The sequence below is a fragment of the Stenotrophomonas sp. CASM106 genome, assembly GCF_049384825.1.
In the GTDB taxonomy this organism is placed as follows: domain Bacteria; phylum Pseudomonadota; class Gammaproteobacteria; order Xanthomonadales; family Xanthomonadaceae; genus Stenotrophomonas; species Stenotrophomonas muris.
Genome location: NZ_JBMRFS010000004.1, coordinates 1 through 24,381 on the forward strand (window position 1 = coordinate 1; position 24,381 = coordinate 24,381).

Annotated in this window: 17 protein-coding genes and 1 rRNA gene; 9 read left to right on the top strand and 9 right to left on the bottom strand. The window is 67.9% G+C overall.

What is annotated here, in order from left to right; translation table 11 throughout:
* The first annotated feature begins 8 nt into the window (after positions 1–8).
* Positions 9–123, top strand: a 5S ribosomal RNA gene (rrf, locus tag VG556_RS10565).
* Between the two features lie 352 nt (positions 124–475).
* Here the strand turns inward: rrf and VG556_RS10570 are convergent.
* The 3 genes from VG556_RS10570 to hemH all read right to left on the bottom strand — a co-directional run bounded on the left by VG556_RS10570 (position 476) and on the right by hemH (position 4,685).
* A complete protein-coding gene (locus VG556_RS10570) occupies positions 476–2,581 on the bottom strand; it encodes a methyl-accepting chemotaxis protein (protein WP_049404566.1) in 2,106 nt (701 codons plus the stop codon).
* Between the two features lie 290 nt (positions 2,582–2,871).
* Positions 2,872–3,726, bottom strand: a complete 855-nt coding sequence (locus tag VG556_RS10575; RefSeq protein ID WP_032957858.1) for an alpha/beta fold hydrolase — start codon at positions 3,724–3,726, stop codon at positions 2,872–2,874.
* Positions 3,723–4,685 (bottom strand): ferrochelatase, encoded by a 963-nt coding sequence (gene hemH / locus VG556_RS10580; protein WP_046433311.1) that lies wholly within the window; start codon positions 4,683–4,685, stop codon positions 3,723–3,725. Before hemH ends, VG556_RS10575 begins: the two co-directional genes overlap by 4 nt.
* A gap of 165 nt (positions 4,686–4,850) precedes the next feature.
* Here hemH and VG556_RS10585 point away from each other — a divergent pair, with 165 nt between their 5' ends.
* The 4 genes from VG556_RS10585 to tatC all read left to right on the top strand — a co-directional run bounded on the left by VG556_RS10585 (position 4,851) and on the right by tatC (position 7,273).
* Positions 4,851–5,750: a lipid-binding SYLF domain-containing protein gene (locus VG556_RS10585; RefSeq protein WP_046433307.1), complete on the top strand. Its 900-nt coding sequence runs from the start codon at positions 4,851–4,853 to the stop codon at positions 5,748–5,750.
* A gap of 75 nt (positions 5,751–5,825) precedes the next feature.
* The gene (gene tatA / locus VG556_RS10590; protein ID WP_014648907.1) at positions 5,826–6,053 is read left to right on the top strand and encodes a Sec-independent protein translocase subunit TatA; all 228 of its coding nucleotides are present in this window, start codon (positions 5,826–5,828) and stop codon (positions 6,051–6,053) included.
* A 15-nt stretch (positions 6,054–6,068) separates the two neighbouring features.
* Entirely contained in the window at positions 6,069–6,527 is a 459-nt protein-coding gene (gene tatB, locus VG556_RS10595) for a Sec-independent protein translocase protein TatB (protein WP_032957854.1), read from the top strand.
* Positions 6,524–7,273, top strand: a complete 750-nt coding sequence (gene tatC / locus VG556_RS10600; protein ID WP_005420449.1) for a twin-arginine translocase subunit TatC — start codon at positions 6,524–6,526, stop codon at positions 7,271–7,273. The genes tatB and tatC overlap by 4 nt, the downstream gene beginning before the upstream one ends.
* A gap of 85 nt (positions 7,274–7,358) precedes the next feature.
* On the opposite strand, the gene VG556_RS10605 is transcribed toward tatC, so the two are convergent.
* Genes VG556_RS10605 through VG556_RS10615 form a run of 3 tightly spaced genes read right to left on the bottom strand, consistent with a single transcriptional unit; the run spans position 7,359 to position 10,874 of the window.
* The gene (locus VG556_RS10605) at positions 7,359–8,270 is read right to left on the bottom strand and encodes a BPSS1780 family membrane protein (protein WP_014648905.1); all 912 of its coding nucleotides are present in this window, start codon (positions 8,268–8,270) and stop codon (positions 7,359–7,361) included.
* A gap of 50 nt (positions 8,271–8,320) precedes the next feature.
* A complete protein-coding gene (locus VG556_RS10610; protein WP_014648904.1) occupies positions 8,321–9,067 on the bottom strand; it encodes a glutamine amidotransferase in 747 nt (248 codons plus the stop codon).
* Positions 9,039–10,874, bottom strand: a complete 1,836-nt coding sequence (locus tag VG556_RS10615) for a GspE/PulE family protein (RefSeq protein WP_014648903.1) — start codon at positions 10,872–10,874, stop codon at positions 9,039–9,041. The genes VG556_RS10610 and VG556_RS10615 overlap by 29 nt, the downstream gene beginning before the upstream one ends.
* 83 nt (positions 10,875–10,957) lie before the next feature.
* On the opposite strand from VG556_RS10615, the gene glyQ reads away from it, so the two are divergent.
* The 4 genes from glyQ to VG556_RS10635 all read left to right on the top strand — a co-directional run bounded on the left by glyQ (position 10,958) and on the right by VG556_RS10635 (position 19,895).
* Positions 10,958–11,869, top strand: coding sequence for a glycine--tRNA ligase subunit alpha (gene glyQ / locus VG556_RS10620; protein WP_014648902.1), 912 nt, complete (start codon positions 10,958–10,960; stop codon positions 11,867–11,869).
* A gap of 87 nt (positions 11,870–11,956) precedes the next feature.
* The gene (glyS, locus tag VG556_RS10625; protein ID WP_100450814.1) at positions 11,957–14,032 is read left to right on the top strand and encodes a glycine--tRNA ligase subunit beta; all 2,076 of its coding nucleotides are present in this window, start codon (positions 11,957–11,959) and stop codon (positions 14,030–14,032) included.
* A 212-nt stretch (positions 14,033–14,244) separates the two neighbouring features.
* A complete protein-coding gene (locus VG556_RS10630) occupies positions 14,245–16,041 on the top strand; it encodes an autotransporter assembly complex protein TamA (RefSeq protein ID WP_041863976.1) in 1,797 nt (598 codons plus the stop codon).
* Positions 16,038–19,895 (top strand): translocation/assembly module TamB domain-containing protein, encoded by a 3,858-nt coding sequence (locus VG556_RS10635; RefSeq protein ID WP_100450813.1) that lies wholly within the window; start codon positions 16,038–16,040, stop codon positions 19,893–19,895. Before VG556_RS10630 ends, VG556_RS10635 begins: the two co-directional genes overlap by 4 nt.
* A gap of 11 nt (positions 19,896–19,906) precedes the next feature.
* Here VG556_RS10635 and VG556_RS10640 read toward each other — a convergent pair whose 3' ends face one another.
* From VG556_RS10640 to VG556_RS10650, 3 genes are all read right to left on the bottom strand, one after another.
* Positions 19,907–21,046, bottom strand: coding sequence for a heat-shock protein (locus VG556_RS10640; protein WP_242884011.1), 1,140 nt, complete (start codon positions 21,044–21,046; stop codon positions 19,907–19,909).
* A 104-nt stretch (positions 21,047–21,150) separates the two neighbouring features.
* A complete protein-coding gene (locus VG556_RS10645; RefSeq protein WP_234413115.1) occupies positions 21,151–22,605 on the bottom strand; it encodes a heat-shock protein in 1,455 nt (484 codons plus the stop codon).
* Complete coding sequence (locus tag VG556_RS10650; RefSeq protein ID WP_046433293.1) at positions 22,602–24,290, bottom strand: molecular chaperone HscC; 1,689 nt, start codon at positions 24,288–24,290, stop codon at positions 22,602–22,604. Before VG556_RS10650 ends, VG556_RS10645 begins: the two co-directional genes overlap by 4 nt.
* Between the last annotated feature and the right edge of the window lie 91 nt (positions 24,291–24,381).

Consider the following 24,381-nt stretch of genomic DNA (forward strand, 5'->3'; position numbering starts at 1 on the left):
AAAGCCTCCCTGGTGAAATTAGCGCTGTGGAACCACCCGATCCCATCCCGAACTCGGAAGTGAAACGCAGCTGCGCCGATGGTAGTGTGGCTCAAGCCATGCGAGAGTAGGTCATCGCCAGGGTTTATACCCAAAACCCCGCTGCTTGCGCAGCGGGGTTTTTCTTTGTGCGCAGAACATGCGGGTAGTGCCGGCCGCCGGCCGGCACCGCCATAGCTGCACACCGGCCGGTAGATGCACGCCATGCGTGGATATTCTCCGCGGGCAGCCCCAGCGCCAACCAAGGTTGGCGACTACCGAGGGCATGCGGGCGCACAGTAGATCCACGCCGTGTGTGGATGCGGCGCCAGCCAGGGTTGGCCGCTCCTCACGGCAGGTCCGGAAGCGGACTTTCCTGACCCATCACGCAAAAGCAGGCAAAAAAAACGGCGCCCTGCGGGCGCCGTCTTGACCGGGATGGAACTGCAGGCCCGGATCAGGCGGCCCGCGAGACCTCGTGCGGTTCCTGCTGGCGGAACACCGATACCGCCTCGGTAAGCGTACCCGCCTGCAATTGCAGCTCGCGTGCGGCCGCGGTGGCTTCCTCCACAAGCGCGGCATTCTGCTGCGTCGCCTGGTCCATCTGCACCACGGTCTGGTTGATCTGCTCGATGCCGACCGACTGCTCCTGCGAGGCCGCCGAGATCTCGTGCATCAGGTGGCTGACATTCTCAACGCCCCCGACAATGCCCTGCATCCGCTGGCCCGCATCGGCCACCAGCTGGGCGCCTTCGCCCACCTGGCGACCTGCCTCATCGATCAGCTTCTTGATTTCTTGAGCCGCAGCGGCGGAGCGCTGCGCCAGCACGCGCACCTCGCTGGCCACCACCGCGAAGCCACGGCCCTGCTCGCCGGCACGGGCGGCCTCCACTGCCGCGTTGAGCGCGAGGATATTGGTCTGGAAGGCGATGCCATCGATCACGCCAGTGATGTCGCCGATCCGCTTCGAGGCTCCCTCGATCGCCTGCATGGTGTCGACGACCCGCTGCATGGCGACGTTGCCGTCGCTGGCGGCGCTCTGGGTGGTGATCGCCAGCTGGCTCGCCTCGCGCGCATGGGCAGCGTTCTGGCGCACGGTGGCAGTCAGCTCTTCCATCGAAGCGGCGGTTTCCTGCAGGTGCGCTGCCTGGCGCTCGCTGCGCTCGGACAGCGCGCCATTGCCCGCAGCGATTTCGCTGGCAGCGGTGCTGATCGAGGACGCGCACTGCTGGATACGGCCCACCATGCGCGCCAGCTGGCCGGCGGTGGCGTTGGCATCGCGCTGGATCGCGGCAAAGGCGCCGTGATACTCGCCATGCATGCGTCGATCGAGATCGCCGCTGGCCAGCGCCGAGAGCATCTGCCGCACCTCGTCAACCGTACTGCCCAACGTATCCAGCAGCTGGTTGATGCCACCGGTGAGGCCATCGAGGAAGCTGGCACCTTCGGTTGCCTGCAGGCGCTGGTCGAGGTCGCCGGCGGCGGCGGCCGCGACGATGCCGGCGACGGCGTTCTCCAAGGCGAGCTCATGGGTACGGTCATGCCACTCCACGGCAAAGCCCAGGCGCACGCCCTGTGCGTCGAAGACCGGAGTAACCACCTGTGCGAAGTGCACCGGGCCGATCTGTACCTTGCCGTTGTGGCTGACCTGCAGGCCATTGAGGATGGCGCGGATCCGGTCCGGGTTGGCGTGGAAGCGATGAATGCTGCTACCGACCAGGCGCTCGGCATCGAAATCGGGGAAGGCCTGGCGCAACGTTGCCTGCTGGTTGCGCAGCAGGGCCACCACCGAGCGGTTCACGTAGCGGATCACGTGATCGTTGTCGGCAATCATCATCGCGGTGCGCGAGGCATCGAGGGCCTGGCGGATCTGCGCGTTCTCGGCGTGTGCCTCCGCTTCGCGTCCACGCTGGGCCTGCACATGGCGTGCGGTGTCGGCCAGCGCATGGGCCAGCGAACCCGGTGCGTAGGCGGTGGTGTCAGCATGTGCACCAAGATCGGCGCCGGTGGCGATGTCGCGCGCCAGCGCGGCCAGCCGGCGGGGACCGTGGCCGAGTGCTTCGGTCTGCTGGCGGAGCCGCAGTGCGACCTGGCCAAGGAACAGGGTCAGGCCGGCCAGCATCGCGGCCTGCAGCAGCGCCGGCCCCACCGCAGCACCGGCCGGCAGCGGGGCCAGCAGTGCAAGCGTGCCGATGCTACCGGCCAGCCACACCGGCAGACGATCGCGATGGTCCAGCAGCACGCCCAGCAGCAGGGCGATCGGCAACGCCGGCGACAGGCCGGTGATCGCGGACAACAGGGCCAGCTGCAGCGCCACCAGGATTGCCAGGGCGTTGCGGGCGATGCCGCGGCCTGCCAGCGGACCGGCCAGCCACAAGGCGGGCAGCACAGCGCCCGCGGCCAACGCGGCGGCCACACCGTGCGGACCGCGCAGGGCCAGCACCAGCCCGGTCACGGCCAGTGCCGCGCTGCCGGTCAGCAGGCGGCGGTCAGCACCGCGGGCGAGCTGTTGCAGGTGCGACAGGCGGGCGGTATCGGGGGGACGGGCGGATGCAATGGACATCGGAGGCTCCTGGGTCAGCAGACGACAACGAGCACGCCGCAACGCACGCAGCAGGGCGTGACGAGGGCGGGTGCCGGGAATTCGAGGGATGCGGCGCGATCAGCGACGCGGAGACGGGACACCGCGGCCACATCCTGTGGGTGACGGTGCAGCAGAGCGGGCATGCGGACTTCCTTGCAGAACCAGACACATGCCGCAGGACCGACCGGGCCCGCGTGCAGCGGGCGCAGGGGCCCACAACTGATGTATCGGCCGCAAACGCGCGGAGTGAAGCGCGCGGACGCCTGCGCTCAGCCGGCGTTGTCGTTGCTGAAGAAGTGCAGGATCACGCCTGCGATCTGTTCCGGATCTTCCATGTGCAGGTGATGGTTGCCGGGAAACACTGCCAGCCGGCCATCCCGCAGGTGCTGCAGGCGATCGCTGCGCATCGGCTCGGGATAATACGACTGCGCCGGCGTGGCATAGATCACCTGTGTCGGGCAGGCGATGGCCTGCAGCAGGTTGTCGATCTGGCCCTCGCTGAGGCGGATCGCGGTGGGCAGCATCAGGCGCGGATCGCTGCACCAGCGATACCCGCCTTCGACCGGTTCCACGCCGCGCTCGACCAGCAGTCGTGCGCACGGTTCGCTGAGCTGGTTGGTCATCATCCGTGCGCGGATCGGCGCGGCCAGGTCGGGGAACACGCGCAGCTGCTTGCGCGCCAACGCACGGGTTGCGTTCACGTGCTCGCGCAGGCGATGGGCGGTCTCTTCTTCGGGGCCGCGCAGGCCGCCGAGAGCTTCGATCGCCACCAGGCGCTCGACGCGGTCGCTGACCGAGGCGGTGAGGCTGGCGATGCCGGCGCCCATCGAATGGCCGAGCAGGCTGAAGCGGTCCCAGCCCAGGGCGTCGGCCACATCAAGCACGTGGCAGATCGCGGCCGCCGTGGTGTAGCTGGCACCGGCCGGCAGGTGCGCGCTGTGGCCATGGCCGGGCAGGTCGATCGCCACCAGCTGCAGCGACGCCAGGTGCGGCGCCAGCGGCACGAAGCTGGCGGCATTGTCGAGCCAGCCATGCAGGGCCAGCACGCGCGGGCCGTCGCCGCTGTTGCGCAGGCCGGCGACGCGGGTGCCGCCCACCTCGAGTTCAAAGGGTTGCAGACTCATGCCAGCGAGGCCACGGCCAGTCGTGCCAGGGCGCGCGCGTGTTCCGGTTCGGCATTGAGGCAGGGGATGTAGCGCATCGTCGCGCCACGTTCGGCCAGCGTTTCGGTGAAGCCCATCGCGACTTCTTCCAGCGTTTCCAGGCAATCGGTGGCGAAGCCGGGGCAGACCACGTCGATCTGCTTCACACCGGATTCGGCCAACGCCCACAGGCTCGGCTCAGCGTAAGGCTGCAGCCAGCGCTCGCGGCCGAAGCGCGACTGGTAACCCATCTGCCAGTCGTCCTTGCCCAGGCCCAGCGCGTTGGCGATGGCCTGCGCGCTGGCCTCGCAGCGCTGCGGATACGGATCACCCGCGTCGGCCAGGCGCTGCGGGATGCCGTGGAAGGAGAACATCAGTTTCTGGCTGCGGCCGTGCTGTTCCCAGTAGCGGCGGATCGAGCCGGCAACGGCCTCGACCCAGCCCGGGTCGACCGAGTAGTCGCGTACCAGACTGACGGTCACGCCCGGGTTGCGCCGCTGCCAGGCGTCGACGCGGTCCTCGACCGAGGCGGTGGTGGTGGTGGAGTACTGCGGGTACAGCGGCAGCACCACGATGCGGCGTGCGCCTTCGGCGGCGAGGCGGTCGAGCTCGTGGGCCAGGGCCGGTTCGCCATAGCGCATTGCGTGGCGCACTTTCAGGGTTGGCAGCAGGGCCTGCATCGCCTGCGCCAGCTGCCGGGTATGGACCATCAGCGGTGAGCCATCCGGCAGCCAGACCTGGGCGTACTTGGCCGCCGAACGACTGCTGCGCAGCGGCAGGATCAGTCCGCGCAGCAGCGGCTGCCACAGCAGTGGCGGGATCGCGACCACGCGGCGGTCGGACAGGAATTCGGCCAGGTAACGGCGTACGGCGGGGGCCGTCGGCGTATCGGGCGTGCCTAGGTTGACCGCCAGCACGGCGGTATCGGGTGCGTCGAGCATGGGGTGCATTGTCGCCGATCCGGTGCCGCGCCGGGATGCAGGGTTCGGATTGCTGGCATAGCGCGCATCTATGTGAGCAGGGAACGCTCATTGGGGATTCATGACAACACTACTAATTTCAGTCACTTGCTATATCTTCCTATGGACTGACTTCTGGAGCCTGCCATGCGTCGCCCGATCCAAGCCCTGCTGATCGCCGCCAGCCTGCTGTCCAGCCAGGCCATGGCCGGACCGCAGGAAGACCAGCGCGCCCGCAATGCCGTGCGGGTGCTGGCGGAGATCCAGGAAATCCCTGAACAGGGAATTCCGGACAAGTTGCTCGACGAAGGCCGCGCGGTCATCGTCATTCCCGACACGATCAAGGCCGGCCTGGTCATTGGCGGTCGTCGCGGCCACGGGCTGATGTCGGTGCGCATGCCCAATGGCGCCTGGTCCAGCCCGGTATTCGTCAAGCTGACCGGTGGCAGCATCGGCTTCCAGGCCGGCGTCCAGTCTTCCGACGTAGTGCTGGTGTTCCGCAACGACCGCAGCCTGGACAACCTGGTCAATGGCAAGTTCACGCTTGGCGCCGATGCCGGCGTTGCCGCCGGTCCGGTCGGCCGCAATGCCGCCGCCGCCACCGACGGCCAGCTGAAGGCCGAGATCTGGTCGTGGTCGCGCGCGCGCGGCCTGTTCGCCGGTGTTGCGCTGGATGGCGCGGTGCTGCAGATCGACGATGCCGCCAACCTTGACGCCTACGGCAGCAACACCACGCCGCGCATGATCTTCGAAGGTCGCGCCGTCGGTTCGCCGTCGATGGACGTGGTCGCCTTCCGTGATCGTCTGGAAGAGGCCACCTACGCCGCCCGCAACAACCGCAACGGCAACGGTGGCAATGCGCCGCGCCCGGCGCCGGCCCCGGCTGCCGCCCCTGTGCCTGCGCCTGTTCAGGCAGCACCGGCGGCCCCGGCCGAAGCCACCACCGCGCCGCTGCAGAACGTTCCGCAGAACCCGCCGCCGCAGCAGCAGGGCTTCCAGCCGGTCAACGACGGCGAAATCCGCACGGAAACGCTGGGCGGAAACTGACTTTCGTCACGCGCGCCGGCTAACAGCCGGTGCGCTATGCTCGACAGCCTGATCACTAACGTAACGAGCGTCTTTATGGGCAGTTTCAGCATCTGGCATTGGTTGGTCGTGCTGGCCATCGTCCTGCTGGTGTTCGGCACCAAGCGCCTGACCAGTGGCGCCAAGGACCTCGGTTCGGCGGTCAAGGAATTCAAGAAGGGCATGCGCGACGACGACAAGCCGAACGCGCAGCTGGGCGACGAGTCGCGCAGCCAGGACGCCTCGCGCACCGCGCAGGACGAGCACGACCGCACCCCTCGCTGATCCGGAGCGGTCGCGGTGTTTGATATCGGCTTCAGCGAACTGCTGGTGATCGCCGTGGTCGCCCTGGTGGTGCTCGGTCCCGAGCGCCTGCCCAAGGCGGCCCGCTTTGCCGGCCTGTGGGTGCGTCGCGCCCGCAATCAATGGGATTCGGTGAAACAGGAACTGGAGCGCGAACTGCAGGCCGAGGAGATCAAGCGGCAGATGCAGGACGTTCGCCAGGGCATGCAGGACACCGAGAACCAGCTGCGTGCCAGCGGCGAAGCGATCCGTCGCGAAGCGCAGGAGGCGCAGCAGCAGGGCGATACGCTGGCGCAGGAGGTACGCGCACCGGCGCCTGCGGATCTGCCGCCGCATATGAGCGGCCTGACCCGTGCCGATGCACCGGTACAGGAGGGCGTCGCTCCCGAGCCGACGCCGGCGACACCCCCTGAAGCCGGTGCGCCGCCGCCGCCGCGCACGGAGCGCCAGCCATGAGTGAACAGGATTTCGGCGAGAGCTCGCTGGTCGAACATCTGGTGGAACTGCGCGGCCGCCTGGTGCGCGCATTGCTGGGCCTGGGCGTGGTGCTGCTGGCGCTGCTGCCGTTCACCCAGAAGCTGTACAACGCGTTGGCCGAGCCGCTGGTCTCGCAGCTGCCGAACGGGCAGACGATGATTGCCACCAATCCGGCCGGCGCCTTCTTCGCGCCGTTGAAGCTGACCTTCTTCGTTGCCCTGTTCGTGGCGGTGCCGTGGCTGCTGTACCAGCTGTGGGCCTTCGTCGCGCCCGGCCTGTATGCGCGCGAGAAGCGCCTGGCGGTGCCGCTGCTGGTGTCCTCGGTGCTGCTGTTCTACACCGGCTGTGCCTTTGCCTACTTCCTGGTGCTGCCGGCGGTGTTCCACTTCCTCACCACCTTCAGCCCGGACGTGATTGCGATCACCCCGGATGCAAATGCCTACCTGGATTTCGTGCTGGCGATCTTCTTCGCCTTCGGCGGCAGCTTCGAACTGCCGGTGGCGATGGTGATCCTGGTGCTGCTGGGCTGGGTGACGCCGCAGCAGTTCAAGGAAGGCCGCGGCTACGCGATCGTCGGCATCTTCGTGCTGGCGGCGGTGCTGACCCCGCCGGACGTGGTTTCGCAGCTGATGCTGGCGATCCCGATGTGCCTGCTCTATGAGCTGGGCATCCACGCCGCACGCTGGCTGGTGCCGTCGTCGGCAGTCAAGAAGCCCGCCGCCTGAAAGAAAAAAGGGGACGGAGGGGATTAAGTCGTTTATGCCCAGTGTGTGCAGCTAACGACTTAATCCCCTCCGTCCCCTTTTTTCATCAGGCGTGGAAGATGTCGCTCGAGGTCGGCGTGGTCGGGATCGGCGGTGCGGCGCGGCTGCCACGGTGCACGAACATCTGCTTCCACGCGGCGTAGACCGCGCCGACATACAGCGGCATCAGCACCGTGGTCAGCACCAGCTGGGCGATGAAGGCGGCGGCCAGCGGGCCGCCGATCAGCATCGCGATCTGGATCACGATCACGAACAGGATGTAGATGCAGAACGCGGCGATCAGGCCGAGCACGGCGAACACGATCATCGCGCCGATGTTCTCGATGCAGCCCTGCAGGCTCAGGCGCAGCGCGTGCATGCCGCTCTGCTTGTCGAACACCACCAGCGCCGGCTGGGTGAACATTGCCAGCGACAGTGCGACCGCGCTCAGGAACACCAGCAGCATCCACAGTGCGATGCGCTTGGCCGGCAGGTTGGCCACCAGCGCCGCGGCATCGTCCGGCTTGATCTGCTGGCCACTGCGGCTGATCTCTTCCATCTTGGTCATGACCTCGCTGAAGGCGGTGAAGCCTTCGCGGCCGATCATCAGGAAGAGCAGCGCGCCCAGCAGCAGCACCGCCAGCACCTGGATCGCCAGCGGCACCAGCAGGTGGCTGACGCGGTGGTCGCGGATCGGCTGCAGCAGGTGCGAGGCCAGGCCCGGGCGACCTTCGTCGATCTCACCCACGGCGTACAGCATGCCGCCGAACATGATCGGCGAGATGGCCAGGGTCATCAGCTGCACGGCCATGCCGGCAGCGCCGGGAATCAGCGTCGACAACAGGGTGACCACCCAGCTCACCAGCAGCCAGGTCAGACCGATCCGGGCCAGCTGCAGCGGCGCACGCCGATACAGCGAGAACGTATCCAGCAACCACTGGGCGCCCGCCGAGGCCGGCAGCTTGCGAATCTCTTTCATGGACATCCGGGAAGGACAGGAGGGGGCCGGGCGCTTGCCCGTGCCGCCGATTATCCCTGTTTTGCCGCCGGCTGGGCTGAAGACAGCCGCGCCTGGCGAACGAAGCGGCGCAGCAGCTGGCGCGCCAGCGGTGCGGCGCTGACCGCGCGCTCGATGCTGCGGGCACAGCCGCCATGGCGGCCGATGCAGTCGGCACGGGCACGCACGTAGCCGCGCATGTGGTGGGTGGCGAACTCGGGGTGGAACTGCACGCCCCAGGCCTGGCGCCCCCAGCGGAAGGCATGGCAGCCATCCAGCGGCGAGCGTGCCAGTACTTCGGCACCGTCAGGCGCGCGCAACACGGTCTGCAGGTGGGTGGCGTGGGCGGCGAAGTGCTGCGGCAGGCCCTGGAACAGCGGGTCCTGCGCGGCCTGCGGCTGCAGCTCCAGTTCGATCGTGCCCGACTCGCGCCCGGCCGGGTTGTAGGCCACCTCGCCACCCAGCGCGTGCGCCAGCAGCTGGTGCCCGTAGCAGATACCGAACACGGGCAAGTCGTCGTGGGCGGCCTGGCGCAGCCATGCGGCACTGCGCTCACTCCATTCGGCGTGGTCGGTGACGAAGGCGGCCGAGCCGGTCACCAGCACGCCGGCGAAGGCATGCGGGTCGGGCAGGGCATCCCCGTGTTCGACATCGACCACCACCGTCTCGTGCTCTTCCAGCCCGGCGGCCACCCGGATCCAGTGCGGGAAGCGCCCGTAGCGGCGCAGCGACGGCACCGGGCGGCCGGTTTCAAGGATCAGGAACGGGGCTGGGTTCATCCGGGGGCGGCAGGACTGACAGGACTTCCTCGATTGTAGTCAGCCCCTGCGCCACCTTTTCAAGCCCGGCCTGGCGCAGGGTTCGCAGCCCTTCAGCCCGCGCGGCACGGGTGAAACCGGCCAGATCCATGTCGGCGCGGATCTGCCCACGCAGCCGCGAGCCCAATGGCAGCAACTCATACAGGCCGATGCGGCCGAGGAATCCGGTGCGCCGGCACTCCAGGCAACCAACCGGCCGACAGGGCGTGGCGGCATCTGGATATGCAGCTTGGCTATCAGCCAGCACCGCCCAGTCGGCAGCACCAAGGGTGTGCGGCTGCTTGCAGTGCGGGCACAGGGTGCGCACCAGGCGCTGGGCGAGGATGCCGTTGAGGGTGCTGGCCAGCAGGTAGTGCGGCACGCCCAGGTCGAGCAGGCGGGTGACCGCCGACGGCGCGTCGTTGGTATGTAGCGTGGACAGCACCAGATGGCCGGTCAGCGAGGCCTGCACCGCCATCTGCGCGGTTTCCAGATCGCGGATCTCGCCGATCATGATGATGTCCGGGTCCTGCCGCAGCAGGGTGCGCACGCCGCTGGCGAAGTCCAGGTCGATGTTGGCCTGCACCTGCATCTGGTTGAACTCGGGCGCGATCATCTCGATCGGGTCCTCCACGGTGCACACGTTCACGTCCGGCGTGGCCAGCCGCTTCAGCGTGGAATACAGGGTGGTGGTCTTGCCTGAGCCGGTCGGGCCGGTGACCAGCACGATGCCGTGCGGGCGTTCGACCAGTGCATTCCAGCCGGCGGCCTCCTGCGGACTGAAACCCAGCTGGTCGATGCTCTTGAAGGCGGCATCCGGGTCGAAGATGCGCATCACGCACTTCTCGCCGAAGGCGGTGGGCATGGTCGACAGGCGCATCTCGACCTCGCGGCCGCCCGGCGAGCGGGTCTTGATGCGGCCGTCCTGCGGGCGCCGGCGTTCGGCCAGGTCCATGCGGCCGAGCACCTTGATGCGGCTGACCACGGCGGTCATCACCGCCGGTGGCACCTCGAAGACCTTGTGCAGCACGCCATCGATGCGGAAGCGCATGCGCCCCATCTCGCGGCGCGGTTCCAGGTGGATGTCCGAGGCGCGCTGTTCGTAGGCATATTGCAGCAGCCAGTCGACGATGTGCACGATGTGCTGGTCGTCGGCATTGACGTCGCCGGTACGGCCCAGCTCGACCAGCTGCTCGAAGCTGGGCAGGGTGGTGCTGGCTTCGCCGCGGACATCGCCGCGCGCGCCACGCACCGAGCGGGTCACCCCGTAGAACTCCATGGTGTAGCGGTGCAGGTCGAGCGGATTGACCACCGCCAGCTCGATGCTGCGGCGGGTCAGGTGCTGCAGGTCGCGGCGCCACTCCTGCACCAGCGGCTCGCTGGTGGCCACCAGCACCCGTTCGGCATCCACCGCCAGCGGCAGGAAGCGGTGGCGGCGGGCGTAGGCATGGGAGACCAGCGCGGTAACCGCAGCGACGTCGACCCGGGTCGGATCGATGCGCAGGTAGCGGCTGCCGGTGCGCCGGGCCAGCCATTCGGTCAGGCGTTCCAGGGTCAGTTCGCCACCGTCGCGGGCGGCCAGCTTGAGGTTGGACAGCAACACCAGCGGGTGCACTTCACTGGCGTTGCGCGCGCCCTGTGCGGAAAACCGCATGCGCTCGACGTCGTGCTCGGCCACCAGGCCATCGGCCAGCAGCGCTGCGCAGACCTGTTCGAAATGCAGGCGGCCCCACGGCAGCGGGATGTCGCCTGGCTCGCCGGGCGTGCCCACCGGCAGCCGATGTTCCATCTGCCTGCTCCTCCCGGGTACGGAATGCCCCGCAGGTCGGCCGTTATACTAACGCACCCCCTTGCCGGCCAAGACTCGTACGCATGTCCGCGACCCCGACCGTTCCGATCACCTTCCAGGGCCTGATCCAGACCCTGAACCAGTTCTGGGCCCAGCAGGGCTGCGTGCTCATCCAGCCGCTCGACCTGGAGGTGGGCGCCGGTACCTTCCACCCGGCCACCTTCCTGCGTGCGATCGGTCCGGAACGCTGGAACGCGGCCTACGTGCAGCCGTCGCGCCGCCCGACCGACGGCCGCTACGGCGAGAACCCGAACCGCCTGCAGCGCTACTACCAGTACCAGGTGGCGATGAAGCCGGCGCCGGACAACATCCAGCAGCTGTACCTGGATTCGCTGAAGGCGCTGGGCATCGACCCGCTGGTGCACGACCTGCGTTTCGTCGAGGACAACTGGGAATCGCCGACGCTGGGCGCCTGGGGCCTGGGCTGGGAAGTCTGGCTCAACGGCATGGAAGTGACCCAGTTCACCTACTTCCAGCAGGCCGGTGGCCTGGAGTGCCGCCCGGTGCTGGGCGAGATCACCTACGGTCTCGAACGCCTGTGCATGTACCTGCAGAACTGCGACAACGTCTACGACCTGGTCTGGACCTACGGCCCGGACGGGCAACCGGTGACCTATGGCGACGTCTACCACCAGAACGAAGTCGAGCAGAGCACCTACAACTTCGAATACGCCGACGTGGACGAAATGTTCCACCGCTTCGATGCCTGCGAGCGTGAAGCGCAGAAGCTGGTCGAGGTGGGCCTGCCGCTGCCGGCCTACGAGCAGGTGATGAAGGCCAGCCACACCTTCAACCTGCTCGATGCACGCCGCGCGATCAGCGTGACCGAGCGCCAGCGCTACATCCTGCGCGTGCGCGCGCTGGCCCAGGCGGTGGCCAAGGCGTACTACGAGCAGCGCGAGAAGCTGGGCTTCCCGGGCGCGAAGAAGGCCTGACGGGCCGTCCGCACCCACCCGCTTTTCATCAACTACCCGGGGCGCCGGACGCGTCGCGCGCTGCGCCCCCACCACAGGATCGAACCGATGAGCCAACTGTCCCCCCTGCTGATCGAACTGGGCACCGAGGAGCTGCCGGTCAAGGCGCTGCCGGGCCTGGCCCAGGCGTTCTTCGACGGTGTTGTCGAAGGCCTGCGCACGCGCGGCATCGCGCTGGAACTGGGTGATGCACGCCCGCTGTCGACCCCGCGCCGCCTGGCCGTGCTGCTGCCGGGTGTGGGCCTGGAACAGCCGGAACAGCACAGCGAAGTGCTGGGCCCGTACCTGAACATCGCACTGGACGCCGAAGGGCAGCCGACCAAGGCGTTGCAGGGCTTCGCCGCCAAGGCCGGGATCGACTGGACCGCGCTGGAGAAGACCACCGACAACAAGGGTGAGCGCTTCGTGCACCGCGCGGTGACCCCGGGCGCGAGCACTGCCAGCCTGCTGCCGGAGATTCTGCGCGAGGCAATCGTGGCAATGCCGATTCCCAAGCCGATGCGCTGGGGCGACCACGCCTGGGGCTTCGCGCGCCCGGCGCACTGGCTGGTGCTGTTGCACGGCGCCAACGTGGTCGAGGCCGAACTGTTCGGCCTGCAGGCCGGCCGCGTCAGCCGTGGCCACCGCTTCCACCACGACCAGACCGTGTCGCTGGCGCAGCCGCAGGACTACGTTGAAGCCCTGCGCGCTGCGTTCGTGCTGGTCGACCCGCGCGAGCGCCGTGCGCGCATCGTCGCCGAGGTCGAGGCCGCCGCGGCCAGGGCCGGTGGCAGCGCCCGCATCACCGACGACAACCTGGAGCAGGTGGTGAACCTGGTCGAGTGGCCGTCGGCGGTGCTGTGCAGCTTCGAACGCGCGTTCCTGGCAGTGCCGCAGGAAGCGCTGATCGAAACGATGGAGATCAACCAGAAGTTCTTCCCGGTGCTGGATGCCGCAGGCACGCTGACCGAGAAGTTCATCGGCATCGCCAACATCGAATCGAAGGACGTGGCCGAAGTGGCCAAGGGCTACGAGCGGGTGATCCGCCCGCGCTTTGCCGACGCCAAGTTCTTCTTCGACGAGGACCTGAAGCAGGGCCTGGCGTCGATGGGCGACGGCCTGAAGACGGTGACCTACCAGGCCAAGCTGGGCAGCGTGGCCGACAAGGTGGCGCGCGTGGCCGCCCTGGCCGAAGTGATCGCACCCCAGGTGGGTGCCGATGCCGTGCAGGCCAGGCGGGCTGCCGAATTGGCCAAGAACGACCTGCAGTCGCGCATGGTCAACGAGTTCCCGGAGCTGCAGGGCATCGCCGGCCGCCACTACGCCGTGGCCGGTGGCGAATCGACCGAGGTGGCGCTGGCCATCGACGAGGCCTACCAGCCGCGCTTCGGCGGTGATGACATCGCGCTGTCGCCGCTGGGCAAGGTGCTGGCCATCGCCGAACGCGTCGACACGCTGGCCGGTGGTTTCGCCGCGGGCCTGAAGCCGACCGGCAACAAGGACCCGTTCGCGCTGCGCCGCAATGCGCTGGGCCTGGCCCGCACGATCATCGAAAGCGGCTTCGAGCTGGACCTGCGCGCGCTGCTGGCCAGCGCCAACGCCGGCCTGGCCGCGCGCAACGTGCAGGCCGATGTCGGCGAGCTGTACGACTTCATTCTCGACCGCCTGAAGGGCTATTACGGCGACAAGGGCGTGCCGGCCACGCACTTCAACGCGGTGGCCGAACTGAAGCCGGCCTCGCTGTACGACTTCGACCGCCGCCTGGATGCGATCGGCACCTTCGCCGCACTGCCGGAAGCCGAAGCACTGGCTGCGGCCAACAAGCGCATCCGCAACATCCTGCGCAAGGCCGAGGGCGACATTCCGGCGCAGATCGACCCGGCGCTGCTGCAGGAAGACGCCGAGCGCGCGCTGGCCGAAGCGGTCACCGCCGCCATCGACGACACCGGCGCCAGCCTGCACCAGAAGGACTACGTGGCCGTGCTGGCACGCCTGGCGCGCCTGCGCCCGCAGGTCGACGCGTTCTTCGACGGGGTGATGGTCAATGCGGACGATCTGGCGCTGCGAGGCAACCGCCTGGCGCTGCTGACGATGCTGGGCGAGCGCCTGGGCAAGGTCGCGGCGATCGAGCATCTGTCGAGCTGATGCCCGTATCGGTAGTGCCGGCCGCTGGCCGGCATTACCCCGCGCACCGCATCGCCGGTGGATGTCCATCGGGGTCATTGCCGGCATCGCGCACGATGCCGGCATCCTCGCCTGCATTCACGATGATCGCCACAAAGGTGCGTATTTTGACCGCCACTTAACAACCGATCCCGAATGACGTGATGCATTTCGCATCGTCACCTTCGGTCGGTATGCTGTCCCGCATGCAGCCAAAGAAATACGCCCTGCCGCTGATGGTCCTGTCGTTGGCCGCCACTTCCGTGGTCCACGCGCGCGGCACCATCGACAAGGTGGACATCAAGGGATTGGACAAGGGCGACGACGCCGCAATCATCGAGAACATCCAGGAATCGCTGTCGCTGTACGACACGATCGGCAAGGAACAGGGCGAATCGCGCCTGGAATACCTGCTGTCACAGGCCGAGCGGCAGACCCGCCAGGCACTGGAACCGTTCGGGTACTACAACCCGGTGATCAAGGTCGAGGCACCGCGCGAGGACGAACACGTGCGTGTGCTGATCCATGTCGACAAGGGCACTCCGGTGACCGTGCGCCGCGAGCACATCGACATCACCGGCCCGGCGATGTACGACCAGTACCTGCAGGATGACCTGGCCGCGTTCAAGCCGCGCAAGGGCCAGCGCTTCGAGCACACCCAGTACGAAGCCAGCAAGATCACCATCACCCGGCGCCTGGCCGAGCGCGGCTACTTCGACGCCGACTACACCCAGCGCCAGGTGCAGATCACCCGCGCCGACAACGCCGCCGACATCGACCTGACCTGGGACAGCGGCCGCCGCTACAACATGGGCCCGGTGCGCTTCCAGCAGGACTACTTCGTCGACAAGCTGTTCGATCCACTGGTCTACTGGGACCAGGGCAGCTACTACCACGAGGGCAAGCTGGACCGGCTGCGCGAGTCGCTGACCAAGCTGGACTACTTCAGCGTGATCGACATCCAGCCGCGCCCGGACCAGGCCGACGAGAACGGCGAAGTGCCGGTGGACGTGAAGCTGACGCGCGCCAAGCGCACCATCTATACCGCCGGCCTGAGCTACGGCAGCGAGAGCGGCCCGGGTGTACGCGGTGGCATCGAGCGGCGCTTCCTGAACAACCGCGGCCACAAGATGAACACGCAGCTGGACTATGCGCAGAAGCGCAAGAGTCTGGTGACCAGTTACCGCATCCCCGCCTTCAACTGGCTTGACGGCTGGTACACCTTCGCCGCCAGTGCGTATGACGAGCAGACCGATTACATCGACCTGCGCAACTTCAAGCTGATCGCCAGCCGCAGCGGCGAGATCAACGAACACTGGACCGCGATCGCCTCGATCAACGCACTGCGCGAGCGTTGGCGCTATGCCTCCGGCACTGAATTCACCGATGCCGTCTACAACACCTCGACGCTGGTGTACCCGCAGATGGTTGCCGACTACGTCAACGTCGACGACGAGATGTTCCCGCGCAAGGGCATCAGCGGTACTGCGACAATGCGCGCCGGCGTTGAAGGTGCCGGCTCGGACACCAGCTTCGTGCAGGCCAACGCCGTGCTGCGCTGGTACATCCCGGTGGGTGAAAGCAACCGCCTGATCCTGCGCGGTGAGGGGGGTACCACCTGGACCAGCGATCTGGTGGCGATGCCGCCGAGCCTGCGCTACTTCGCGGGCGGTGACCGCAGCATCCGCGGTTACGCCTACCGCGAAGTCGGCCCGCGCACACCCAAACCCGACAAATACGCGCTGGGCGCCAAGAACCTGGTGATCGGCTCGGCCGAGTACGAGCACTACTTCAATGGCGGCCCGTGGGGCGCGGCGGTGTTCGTCGATACCGGCAGCGCCTTCGACAACACCATTGACCTGCACACCGGCGTCGGCTTCGGCGTGCGCTGGAAATCGCCGGTGGGCCCGGTGCGCGTGGATATCGCGCATGGCCTGAACAACCCGGATTCGCAGTTCCAGCTTTACCTCAACATCGGAGCGGACCTGTGAGCACGCCCGCACCCACCCCGAACACGCCGCCGCCGCGCGTGCGCTTCTACCGACGCCGCCGCTTCTGGGCCTGGTCCGGCGTCGGCGTGATCGGCGTGGTGCTGCTGGCCCTGCTGGCGGTGTACTGGCTGCTGCAGACCGTGGCCGGCCGCGATGTGCTGCTGGCCCAGGTGGTGGCGCGGCTGCCGGTGGGCGCCAGCTTCACCTGGGACAAGGTGGAAGGCCCGGTAGCCGGTCCGCTGACCCTGTACAACGTCGACTTCCGCTACGACGACATCCACTTCCACGCCGAGCGTGCGCACCTGGAGCCGGACCTGCGCCCGCTGCTGGGCCGCAAGCTGCTGCTGGACAAGCTGGAGCTGACCAACGCGACGTTGAACCTGGCCAAGAGTGACGAGCCGTTCAAGCTGCCGTCGTGGCCCGATTCGCTGCCGCAGATCGAAATGCCGCTGGCGATCCAGGCCGATGCCATCGCCATCGACGGCTTCCGCATCAGCCAGGCCAACGAACCGGTGATCGACATCAGCCGGGTGCGCGGCGGCATCGAGATCGCCAATGGCGAGTTCCAGGCGCACAAACTGGTGGTGGACAGCGACATGGGCAATTTCACCGCCCAGGGCCGTTACATTCCGGCCGAGGACTACGACACCGATGTGACGGTGACGGCGGTGCTGCCAGCACCGCGTGGGCGCACCGCCGCTACGGTGGGCCTGGTCGCACGTGGCGACCTGTCGCACATGGAAGTGGCCGTAGCCGGGCGCGCGCCGAAGCCGCTGCACGCGATGCTGGTGTTCGATGGCCGCACCGACCCGAGCTGGAGCGCCCGCATCCGCAGCGACGAGCTGGATCTGGCGCTGTTGTCGCCAGCATTGGCGAGCTCGGCGATTGCGCCGTTGTCGCTGGACTTCACCGCCGCCGGCAAGGGCGGCAATGCCAACCTGCGCGGCAGGGTGAAGCAGGGCGACCAGGAGCTGGAACTGGCACCGTCGGTGGTGTCGCTGCAGGACCAGGTGCTGAAGGTCTCACCGCTGCTGGTGAAGGGCCTCGGTGGCGAAGCGCGGCTGGAAGGCACCGCCGACTTCAGCCAGGACGATCAGCAGAAACTCAATTTCTCGGTGGTCGCACGCGATCTGACCTACGTGCCGGCACCCGACCCGAACACGGCTGGCAGCGCACCGGTGCCGGTCACCCTGAAGGAAGCACGCTTCGGCCTGGCCGGTACCCTGAAGGCCTGGGCGGCTATCGGCCGTGCCGAGATCGAACGCGAGGCGCAGAAGGCGCAGCTGCAGTTCGACGTACGCGGCAATGACCAGGCCGCGTCGATCCACCAGCTGCAGGCGCAGACGCCGGGTGGGCAGCTGCAGGTGGAAGGCCAGGTGGCCTGGGCGCCGCAGCTGGACTGGGACGCCAAGGCCACGCTGAAGGACTTCGACCCCGGCTATTTCGTGCCGGGCTGGAACGGCCGCCTGTCCGGCAACCTGGCCTCCAAGGGCCGTCAGCTGCCGCCGCCGGCCAATGCCGCACCGGGCACGGCCGGCACGCTGGAAGCCACCGTCGACCTGCCGTCGCTGAAGGGCATCCTGCGCCAGCGCAACCTTGATGCACAGGGCAAGTTCGCGCTGCAGGGCGCGCAGGGCCAGGGTGACCTGAAGCTGTCGCTGGGCAGCAGCCGGGTGACCGCGTCGGGCAAGGTCGGCGACCGCCTCGACATCGATGCACGTTTCGAACCGCTGCAGCTGAGTGACCTGCTGCCGGGCGCCGACGGCGGCCTGCGCGGCCAGGTGCAGGTGAAGGGGCCGCGCGATGCGCCGGACATCACCGCCGACCTGGTCGGCAACAATCTCAACTGGGAGGGCTACGGCGCCGAGAGCGTGAGCATCAAGGGCCACCTGCCGTGGCGCGGCGACAGCGGCACGCTGGCGGTGCAGGGCCAGCAGGTCAACGCCGGCATGCTGCTGGAGCGCTTGAACGTGGATGCGCAGGGCAGTGTGTCCAACCTGCGCCTGGCTGCGCAGACCCGCAATGAGATGGGCGCGATCGAGCTGCAGGGCAGCGTGCGCCAGCAGGGGGCGCAGTGGCGTGGCGAGCTGGCCTCGCTGCGCATCGCACCGGTGAAGGGTGATGCGTGGTCGCTGCGTGCACCGGCGGCGTTCGCGATCAACGGCAGCACCTACACCCTGTCCGAAGCCTGCCTGGCCGCCGCCAGCAGCGGCGCGCTGTGCGCACAGGCCAACTGGCCGCGAGAAGGCCTGGTGGTGCGCAGTGACGCGCTGCCGCTGGCGCTGGTGCAGCCGTGGCTGCCGCCGCAGTCCGGCCGCCGCATCTACCTGCGCGGCGACGTCAGCCTGGACGCGCAGATCCGCCCGCGCGGCGCGGCCTGGGAAGGCCATGTGGAAGTGCGCTCGAAGGAAGGCGGCGTGCGCCTGGGCGAGAACCGCAACACCGTGGGCGATACCACCCGCGGCGAGCTGGTGCGCTATGACCAGTTCTCGCTGAAGCTCGACATGACCCCAGCCAGCATCAAGGGCTACCTGGGCATGGGCTTCCAGGGCAATGGCTTCGTCGACGCGAAGATGCAGACCGGCTGGGAAGCCAGTGCACCGCTGAACGGTGAGCTCTACCTCAACATGTCGCGGCTGTACTGGCTGGAGCTGTTCTCGCCGGACATCGTGCGCCCGACCGGCCTGATCGAAGGCCACGTCAGCCTGCGCGGTACGCGCGGGCAGCCGTCGCTGGGCGGCGACGCGCAGCTGAGCAACTTCAAGGGCGAATTCCCCGCGCTTGGCCTGACCTTCGACCAGGGCAAGGGCAGCTTCGTGGCCCAGCCCGACGGCTCGGCCAAGATCACCGCGCAGGCCAACTCGGGCCAGGGCACGCTGTATGTCGACGGCGGCCTGTCGTGGTTCGGTGATGCACAGCCGCTGCAGCTGAAGATCCACGGCGAGAACGTGCTGCTGTCCAACACCAGCGAGCTGCGCATCGTCGCCAACCCCAACCTCGACTTCACGTTGGCCAAGGCGGCGATGGAGCTGCGTGGCACCGTGCACGTGCCCGAGGCCGACATCGACCTGGAGCGCCTGGACCGTGGCACCTCGGTGTCCGAAGACGTGGTGGTGCTGGACCCGGCCGATCCGGAAGAGTCGCGCACCTCGCCGCTGGACATGGACCTGACGGTCAGCCTCGGCGACAAGGTGAAGATGACCGGGTTCGGCCTGAAGGGCGCGCTGACCGGCAAGATGCAGGTCTGGGCCAAGCCCGGCCGTGAAATGACCGCCAATGGCGGCCTGGAAGTGAGCGGCCGCTACAAGGCGTATGGGCAGGACCTGACCATCACCCGCGGCAACCTCACCTGGAACTACAACGCGGTGTCCGACCCGCGCATCAACATCCGCGCCGAGCGCCGGATCGGTGATGTCACCGCCGGCATCGACGTGACCGGGCGTGCGCAGCAGCCGCGCGCGGACGTGTGGTCCGATCCGGCAATGTCGCAGTCCGAGGCACTGGCCTATCTGGTGCTGGGACGCAGCCTGACCGGTGCCAGCAGCGACCAGGCGCAGCAGGTCAACGCGGCCTCGGCGGCGCTCTCGGCGGGCAGCGGCCTGCTGGCTTCGCAGCTGGGCGCCAAGCTGGGCCTGGACGACGCCGGCGTGAGCCAGTCGCGCGCGCTGGGCGGCTCGGTGATCGGTGTCGGCAAGTACATCTCGCCCAAGCTGTACGTCGGCTACGGCGTGTCGCTGGTCGGTGCCGGTTCGGTGATCACGCTGAAGTACCTGCTGCGCCGCGGGTTCGACGTGGAAGTGGAGTCGAGCACCGTGGAAAACCGCGGGTCGATCAACTGGCGGCGGGAGAAGTAACCCGCTGCCCCTCAACCACCCTCTGTGTCGGGATCGGTCTGGCTGACAACGGCGAAGCAGGGGGCTGGCCTGCGCGGACGAGGCCCGTGCGTGAGCATGCCGTGCCCATCAAGCGCCGACGGTGGCTCGACGGGCGCTGGCGCGGACGCCGTCCGCGATGGGGTGCCTCCAACGAAAGGCGTCAGCATGAGGACGCCAGACACGATGACCACCGAGGCATGGATTGCCACGTGTTTCATGCTGGACGTGCTGATCGCGATAGGGCGAGCGGCATCACCGAGCAATGCCAGCGCCGCCAGAACGGCCAGCACGACGAGAGCGCCCAGCAGGCAGCGGACAATGGCCACCTGCATCTTCATGAGATTGAAGTGCCCGGGTTGGGATACCGCCATCCAGAAGGCGACCTGATCCGTGTCCAGTGGCGCCAGCGTGTCACGGACACCATGCACTCCCAGACGCTGCATCGTTTGCCGCATGATGCCAGCACGCCCGGGCACGCTGGCCGACAGCAGCGATTGCAGCCAGTGCCACGGTCGGGTCAAGCGTTCCATGCGGGCATGGGCCTCGGTTACGGACACCCGGTCATGCGGTTGGTCCAGGGCTGCGGTGAGGGCCGTGTGGTTGCGCGGCTGCAGCTGCCAGCGGCGATGCAGCAGGTTGCGCCGTGCGCGGACCCGGTAGGGATCGATATCAGCCCGGATCTCATCCCAGCAGAAGTATCGACCCAGCAGATCGAAGTTGGACTCGCACAGCGGCTGGCCCTGGTGCAGCAGCTGCTGCAGTACCACGTCACCGATACGCGGCCTGTCGGCCAATGACCACAGCTCCGGGCGATGGGCCAGCCAGTGCTCGAAGCTGGCCGGGTCGGCGTCGCCGGCGGTGTTGATCAGCAGGCGCGCAAACCGGGGCAGGTTCAATGATGGCTCCACCACATCGTCCGGCATGTCGATGTCGGGCGTGCATGGATGATGCAGCACCGGCATGTGGTCCATCGGCGAATGGCTGTCGTACGGCGCCGGTGGGCCGGGTGGGCTGTTGTCTGCAGGTGGCGTCGACAGCGCTTCTGCACTGCTTTCCTCCTGCCATTGCGTGCGGCTGCGTGCCCACAGCAGGGCCTGCTGGTAAGCCTCGTGCAGCGCCTGGAATGCCACCGGGTCTTCGTCCGGGCGTGCCGCGCGCAGTCTCTGCGCGTAGGCGCGCTTGATCGCCTTTTCGTCGGCGCTGGCGTCGAGCCCGAGAGCGTCCAGTGCCCGGTTCACACGGTGTTTCCAGAAGCAGGTGGAGGCAGGTCGATCGACAGGCGACGGCACCTGTCACGCAGGAACCAGGTGGTCCATAGCAGCAGGACCAGGGCGCAGCCCACTTCGGGGACGAACATGCCGATGCCCGGTCCAATCAGGTTGCGCGGCCGGAATCCCCGGCCATCCTCGCGCCGGATCCAGCGTGCCGTCGCCAGAGCAAGGCCAGGGAACAGCAGCAACGTACCTTCCAGCCGCAGATCCAGGCCATGGACCAGGATCAGGCTGGCGAGGGCGATCAGCGGCGCTGGCAACGCCAGCAGCCATCCCCAGCGCGAAGGGGGCAGATCCAGCGTCAGCTGGCGCAGCGCCCAACGGACATGGACCCACAGAGCGCCGGCCAGGGCGAGCAGGACCCCGAGCAGCACGCCGCCTATGCCGAGCGCGGCGGCGGTGCGCAGGTCACGCTGGGCAAGACTCATGAGAGTCGAGCCACCGGCAATCGCGAGCGTCAGGGCAGCCAACAGGCCGCCCCGCAGCGCATTGACCTGGCAACGCCAGCGGTTGGGACGGGAAACGTCGGCAAGGCTGCGCCAGAACTGCACCTGCTGCCGATCCCAGGCGGCGGGCAATGGCTCCTGGCCGCCGCGTTCCAGCGCATCCAGCAGCGCGTTGACCTCAATGATGTGCTCGGGCAGCTGCGCCTGCCAGAGGGATCGTCGCGCGTGCCATGGCTGCGACAGGTAGCGCAGGCAACGCGCAAGGGTGACCCTCCCCAGCCGCAGGCTGCCCTCCTCCTCCAGCAGCGCCGACAGCTCCGCCGCATTGCCGGATTCGGCAGCCCAGCGCCGATGACCGCGCGACTGGATCGATGCCAGCCTGTCCGGATCCACGCCATCGTGTACATCATCCCAGCCAAAGCAGCGTGCCAGCAGACCCATGTTGGCTGCGCTGACGCTGTTGTGACTGCGTGCCAGTTCATCCAGCAGCGCGTCGCCCACCAATGGCTTGTAGCGCAGCGACCACAGCACCGGCGTGGCCTCCAGCCAGGGGCCGAAGTCTTCAGGGGAAGACAGATGGGCCATGCGCAGGATCGTGTGCGCATGGCCCGATACGTGGACCGCTCCCTCCAGTTCCGCCACTGGTGCCGTGCGCAGCAGCACAGGCGTGCCGCGAGGTGGCCATGGAGGCGAGTACGAACGCGTTTCGGGCGGCGCCCATGCCACGTCTGCGTCGGGCGGCCAGGGTGCGATGTCGGTTGCATGCTCCGCCGGTTCGTCTTCGTCCGCGATATCGGCCAGCGCTTCCTGGCGGACCCAGTCCAATGCCGCCTGATAGGCCTCATGCAGGTGCTGGAAGGCGACCGGATCCTCGTCGGGTCGCGTCACCCGCAGGCGCTTTGCATAGGCGCGCTTGACCGCGCGCTCGTCAGCCGTTTGGTCCAGCTCCAGGACGTGCAGTGCCCAGCTCATGCATCGCGCTCGAGGGCGTCGAGTGCCTCGTCCAGCTGACGGCGATGACGCTCGACGGCAACGGCATCCTGGCTCTCCAGCACATGGCGGAAGCTGCTCAGCCACGACTGCAACTGTTCACGGTGATGGATGCGTTCCTCGTACAGGCGCTCGGTGCGGGCGATCACCGCGAGGTTGGGCTGGGCGTCGCGCGGGTGGATCTTCAGCGCTTCCAGCGCGCGCAGGCGCTGCTGGATCTCTTCGGGTGACAGCAGCCCGGGATTCTGTTCCAGGATGAGCTCGTGGCGCCTGCCGGTGGCATCCTCGGTGACTTCGACCTGCAGCAGCCCGTTCACGTCGTAGGTGAAGCGGGCGGTGACGCTGCGTTCCTGCATCGGGACAGAATGGGTCAGCGGCACGGTCAGCTCACCGAGCTTGATGTTGCGATCCACCGTCGGGCTCTCGCCCTGGAACACGTCGATGCGGATGGCACTTTGCCGCTCGTGCAGCGGGTAGAAGCGATCCTCGCGGCTGACCGGCACCACGCTGTTGCGCTGGATGATCGGGTGGAAATAGCCGCTGCGCTCGCCACCGGCAGCATCCTGGCGGGACACCTGCGTGCCAAGCGTGTAGGGGCAGACATCGGTCAGCACGACTTCGCGCAGCGATTCGTCGCGCGCCTTCAATCCCGCTGCAACGGCGGCACCCAAGGCAATCGCCTGGTCCGGATGGACATGGCGCAGCGGCAGCCGGCCGAACATGCGGGTCGCAAGCCTGCTGACCATCGGCATGCGTACCGCACCGCCGACCAGGATGATGTCGTCCAGCGCCTCGGGCTTGAGCCGGGCGTCGCGGATCGCGCGCTCGATGGGCGCGCGCATGCGCAGCAGCAGTGGCTCGCAGAGCTGGGCGTAGCGGGCTTCATCCAGCTGCCACTGGCGTTCGCTGCCGGCCAGGGGCAACTGCAGGCTGGCAGTGCCGCTCTGGCTGAGTTCGCGCTTGAACAGTTCCAGCCGACGCAGCAGCTGCGCCTGCTCGGCAGCGGACAGGTCGCTGGCGGACGTGCCCTGGTCGGCGTGGAAGGCCTGCACGAGTACCTGCAGGAAATCCTCGCCGCCCAGGAAATTGTCGCCGGCGCTGGCATGCACTTCGACCACGCCATCGAACAGTTCCAGGATGGAGACGTCGAAGGTGCCGCCGCCCAGGTCCAGCACCAGCACGCGGCCTTCGCCGTCACGCTCCTGCAGACCATAGGCCAGCGCAGCGGCCGTGGGTTCATTGATCAGGCGCTCGACGCGGATGCCGGCCAGTTCGCCGGCGGCCCGGGTGGCCTTGCGCTGGGCGTCGGAGAAGTAGGCCGGCACGCTGATCACCGCTTCCTCCACCTTGTGGCCCAGGGCGGCTTCGGCGTCGGCCAGCAGCGAGCGCAGCACCATGGCCGAGAGCTCCTCGGGACGGAAACTGCGCTCACCCAGCCGGGTCTCACGGTCGCTGCCCATCCAGCGCTTGAAATGGGCCACGGTCTGCTGCGGATGGCTGACCAGGCGGTCACGGGCCGGCTGGCCGACCAGTACGGCACCATCGACGAGGCTGACCACCGAAGGGGTCAACAGCTCGCCATGGGCATTGGGGAACAGCTGCGGCCCTGCTGCCGTGTGCCTGCCGATGAGGGAATGGGTGGTGCCAAGATCGATGCCGACGATCATCTGCGAACGTCCGATGTGCAGAAAACGGCAATTCTAGGAGCGCGGCGCAGGCCTGACTATCGGGCGTTGCCCGACAGCGCCCCACGGGCTA

Coding starts and splice junctions, on each gene's coding strand:
- VG556_RS10615 (WP_014648903.1), bottom strand. CDS start 10,874: ATGGAACATCGGCTGCCGGTGGGCACGCCCGGCGAGCCAGGCGACATC.
- VG556_RS10575 (WP_032957858.1), bottom strand. CDS start 3,726: ATGAGTCTGCAACCCTTTGAACTCGAGGTGGGCGGCACCCGCGTCGCC.
- VG556_RS10605 (WP_014648905.1), bottom strand. CDS start 8,270: ATGAAAGAGATTCGCAAGCTGCCGGCCTCGGCGGGCGCCCAGTGGTTG.
- VG556_RS10570 (WP_049404566.1), bottom strand. CDS start 2,581: ATGTCCATTGCATCCGCCCGTCCCCCCGATACCGCCCGCCTGTCGCAC.
- VG556_RS10650 (WP_046433293.1), bottom strand. CDS start 24,290: ATGATCGTCGGCATCGATCTTGGCACCACCCATTCCCTCATCGGCAGG.
- glyQ (WP_014648902.1), top strand. CDS start 10,958: ATGTCCGCGACCCCGACCGTTCCGATCACCTTCCAGGGCCTGATCCAG.
- VG556_RS10610 (WP_014648904.1), bottom strand. CDS start 9,067: ATGAACCCAGCCCCGTTCCTGATCCTTGAAACCGGCCGCCCGGTGCCG.
- hemH (WP_046433311.1), bottom strand. CDS start 4,685: ATGCTCGACGCACCCGATACCGCCGTGCTGGCGGTCAACCTAGGCACG.
- VG556_RS10630 (WP_041863976.1), top strand. CDS start 14,245: ATGCTGTCCCGCATGCAGCCAAAGAAATACGCCCTGCCGCTGATGGTC.
- VG556_RS10645 (WP_234413115.1), bottom strand. CDS start 22,605: ATGAGCTGGGCACTGCACGTCCTGGAGCTGGACCAAACGGCTGACGAG.
- tatC (WP_005420449.1), top strand. CDS start 6,524: ATGAGTGAACAGGATTTCGGCGAGAGCTCGCTGGTCGAACATCTGGTG.
- glyS (WP_100450814.1), top strand. CDS start 11,957: ATGAGCCAACTGTCCCCCCTGCTGATCGAACTGGGCACCGAGGAGCTG.
- VG556_RS10585 (WP_046433307.1), top strand. CDS start 4,851: ATGCGTCGCCCGATCCAAGCCCTGCTGATCGCCGCCAGCCTGCTGTCC.
- tatA (WP_014648907.1), top strand. CDS start 5,826: ATGGGCAGTTTCAGCATCTGGCATTGGTTGGTCGTGCTGGCCATCGTC.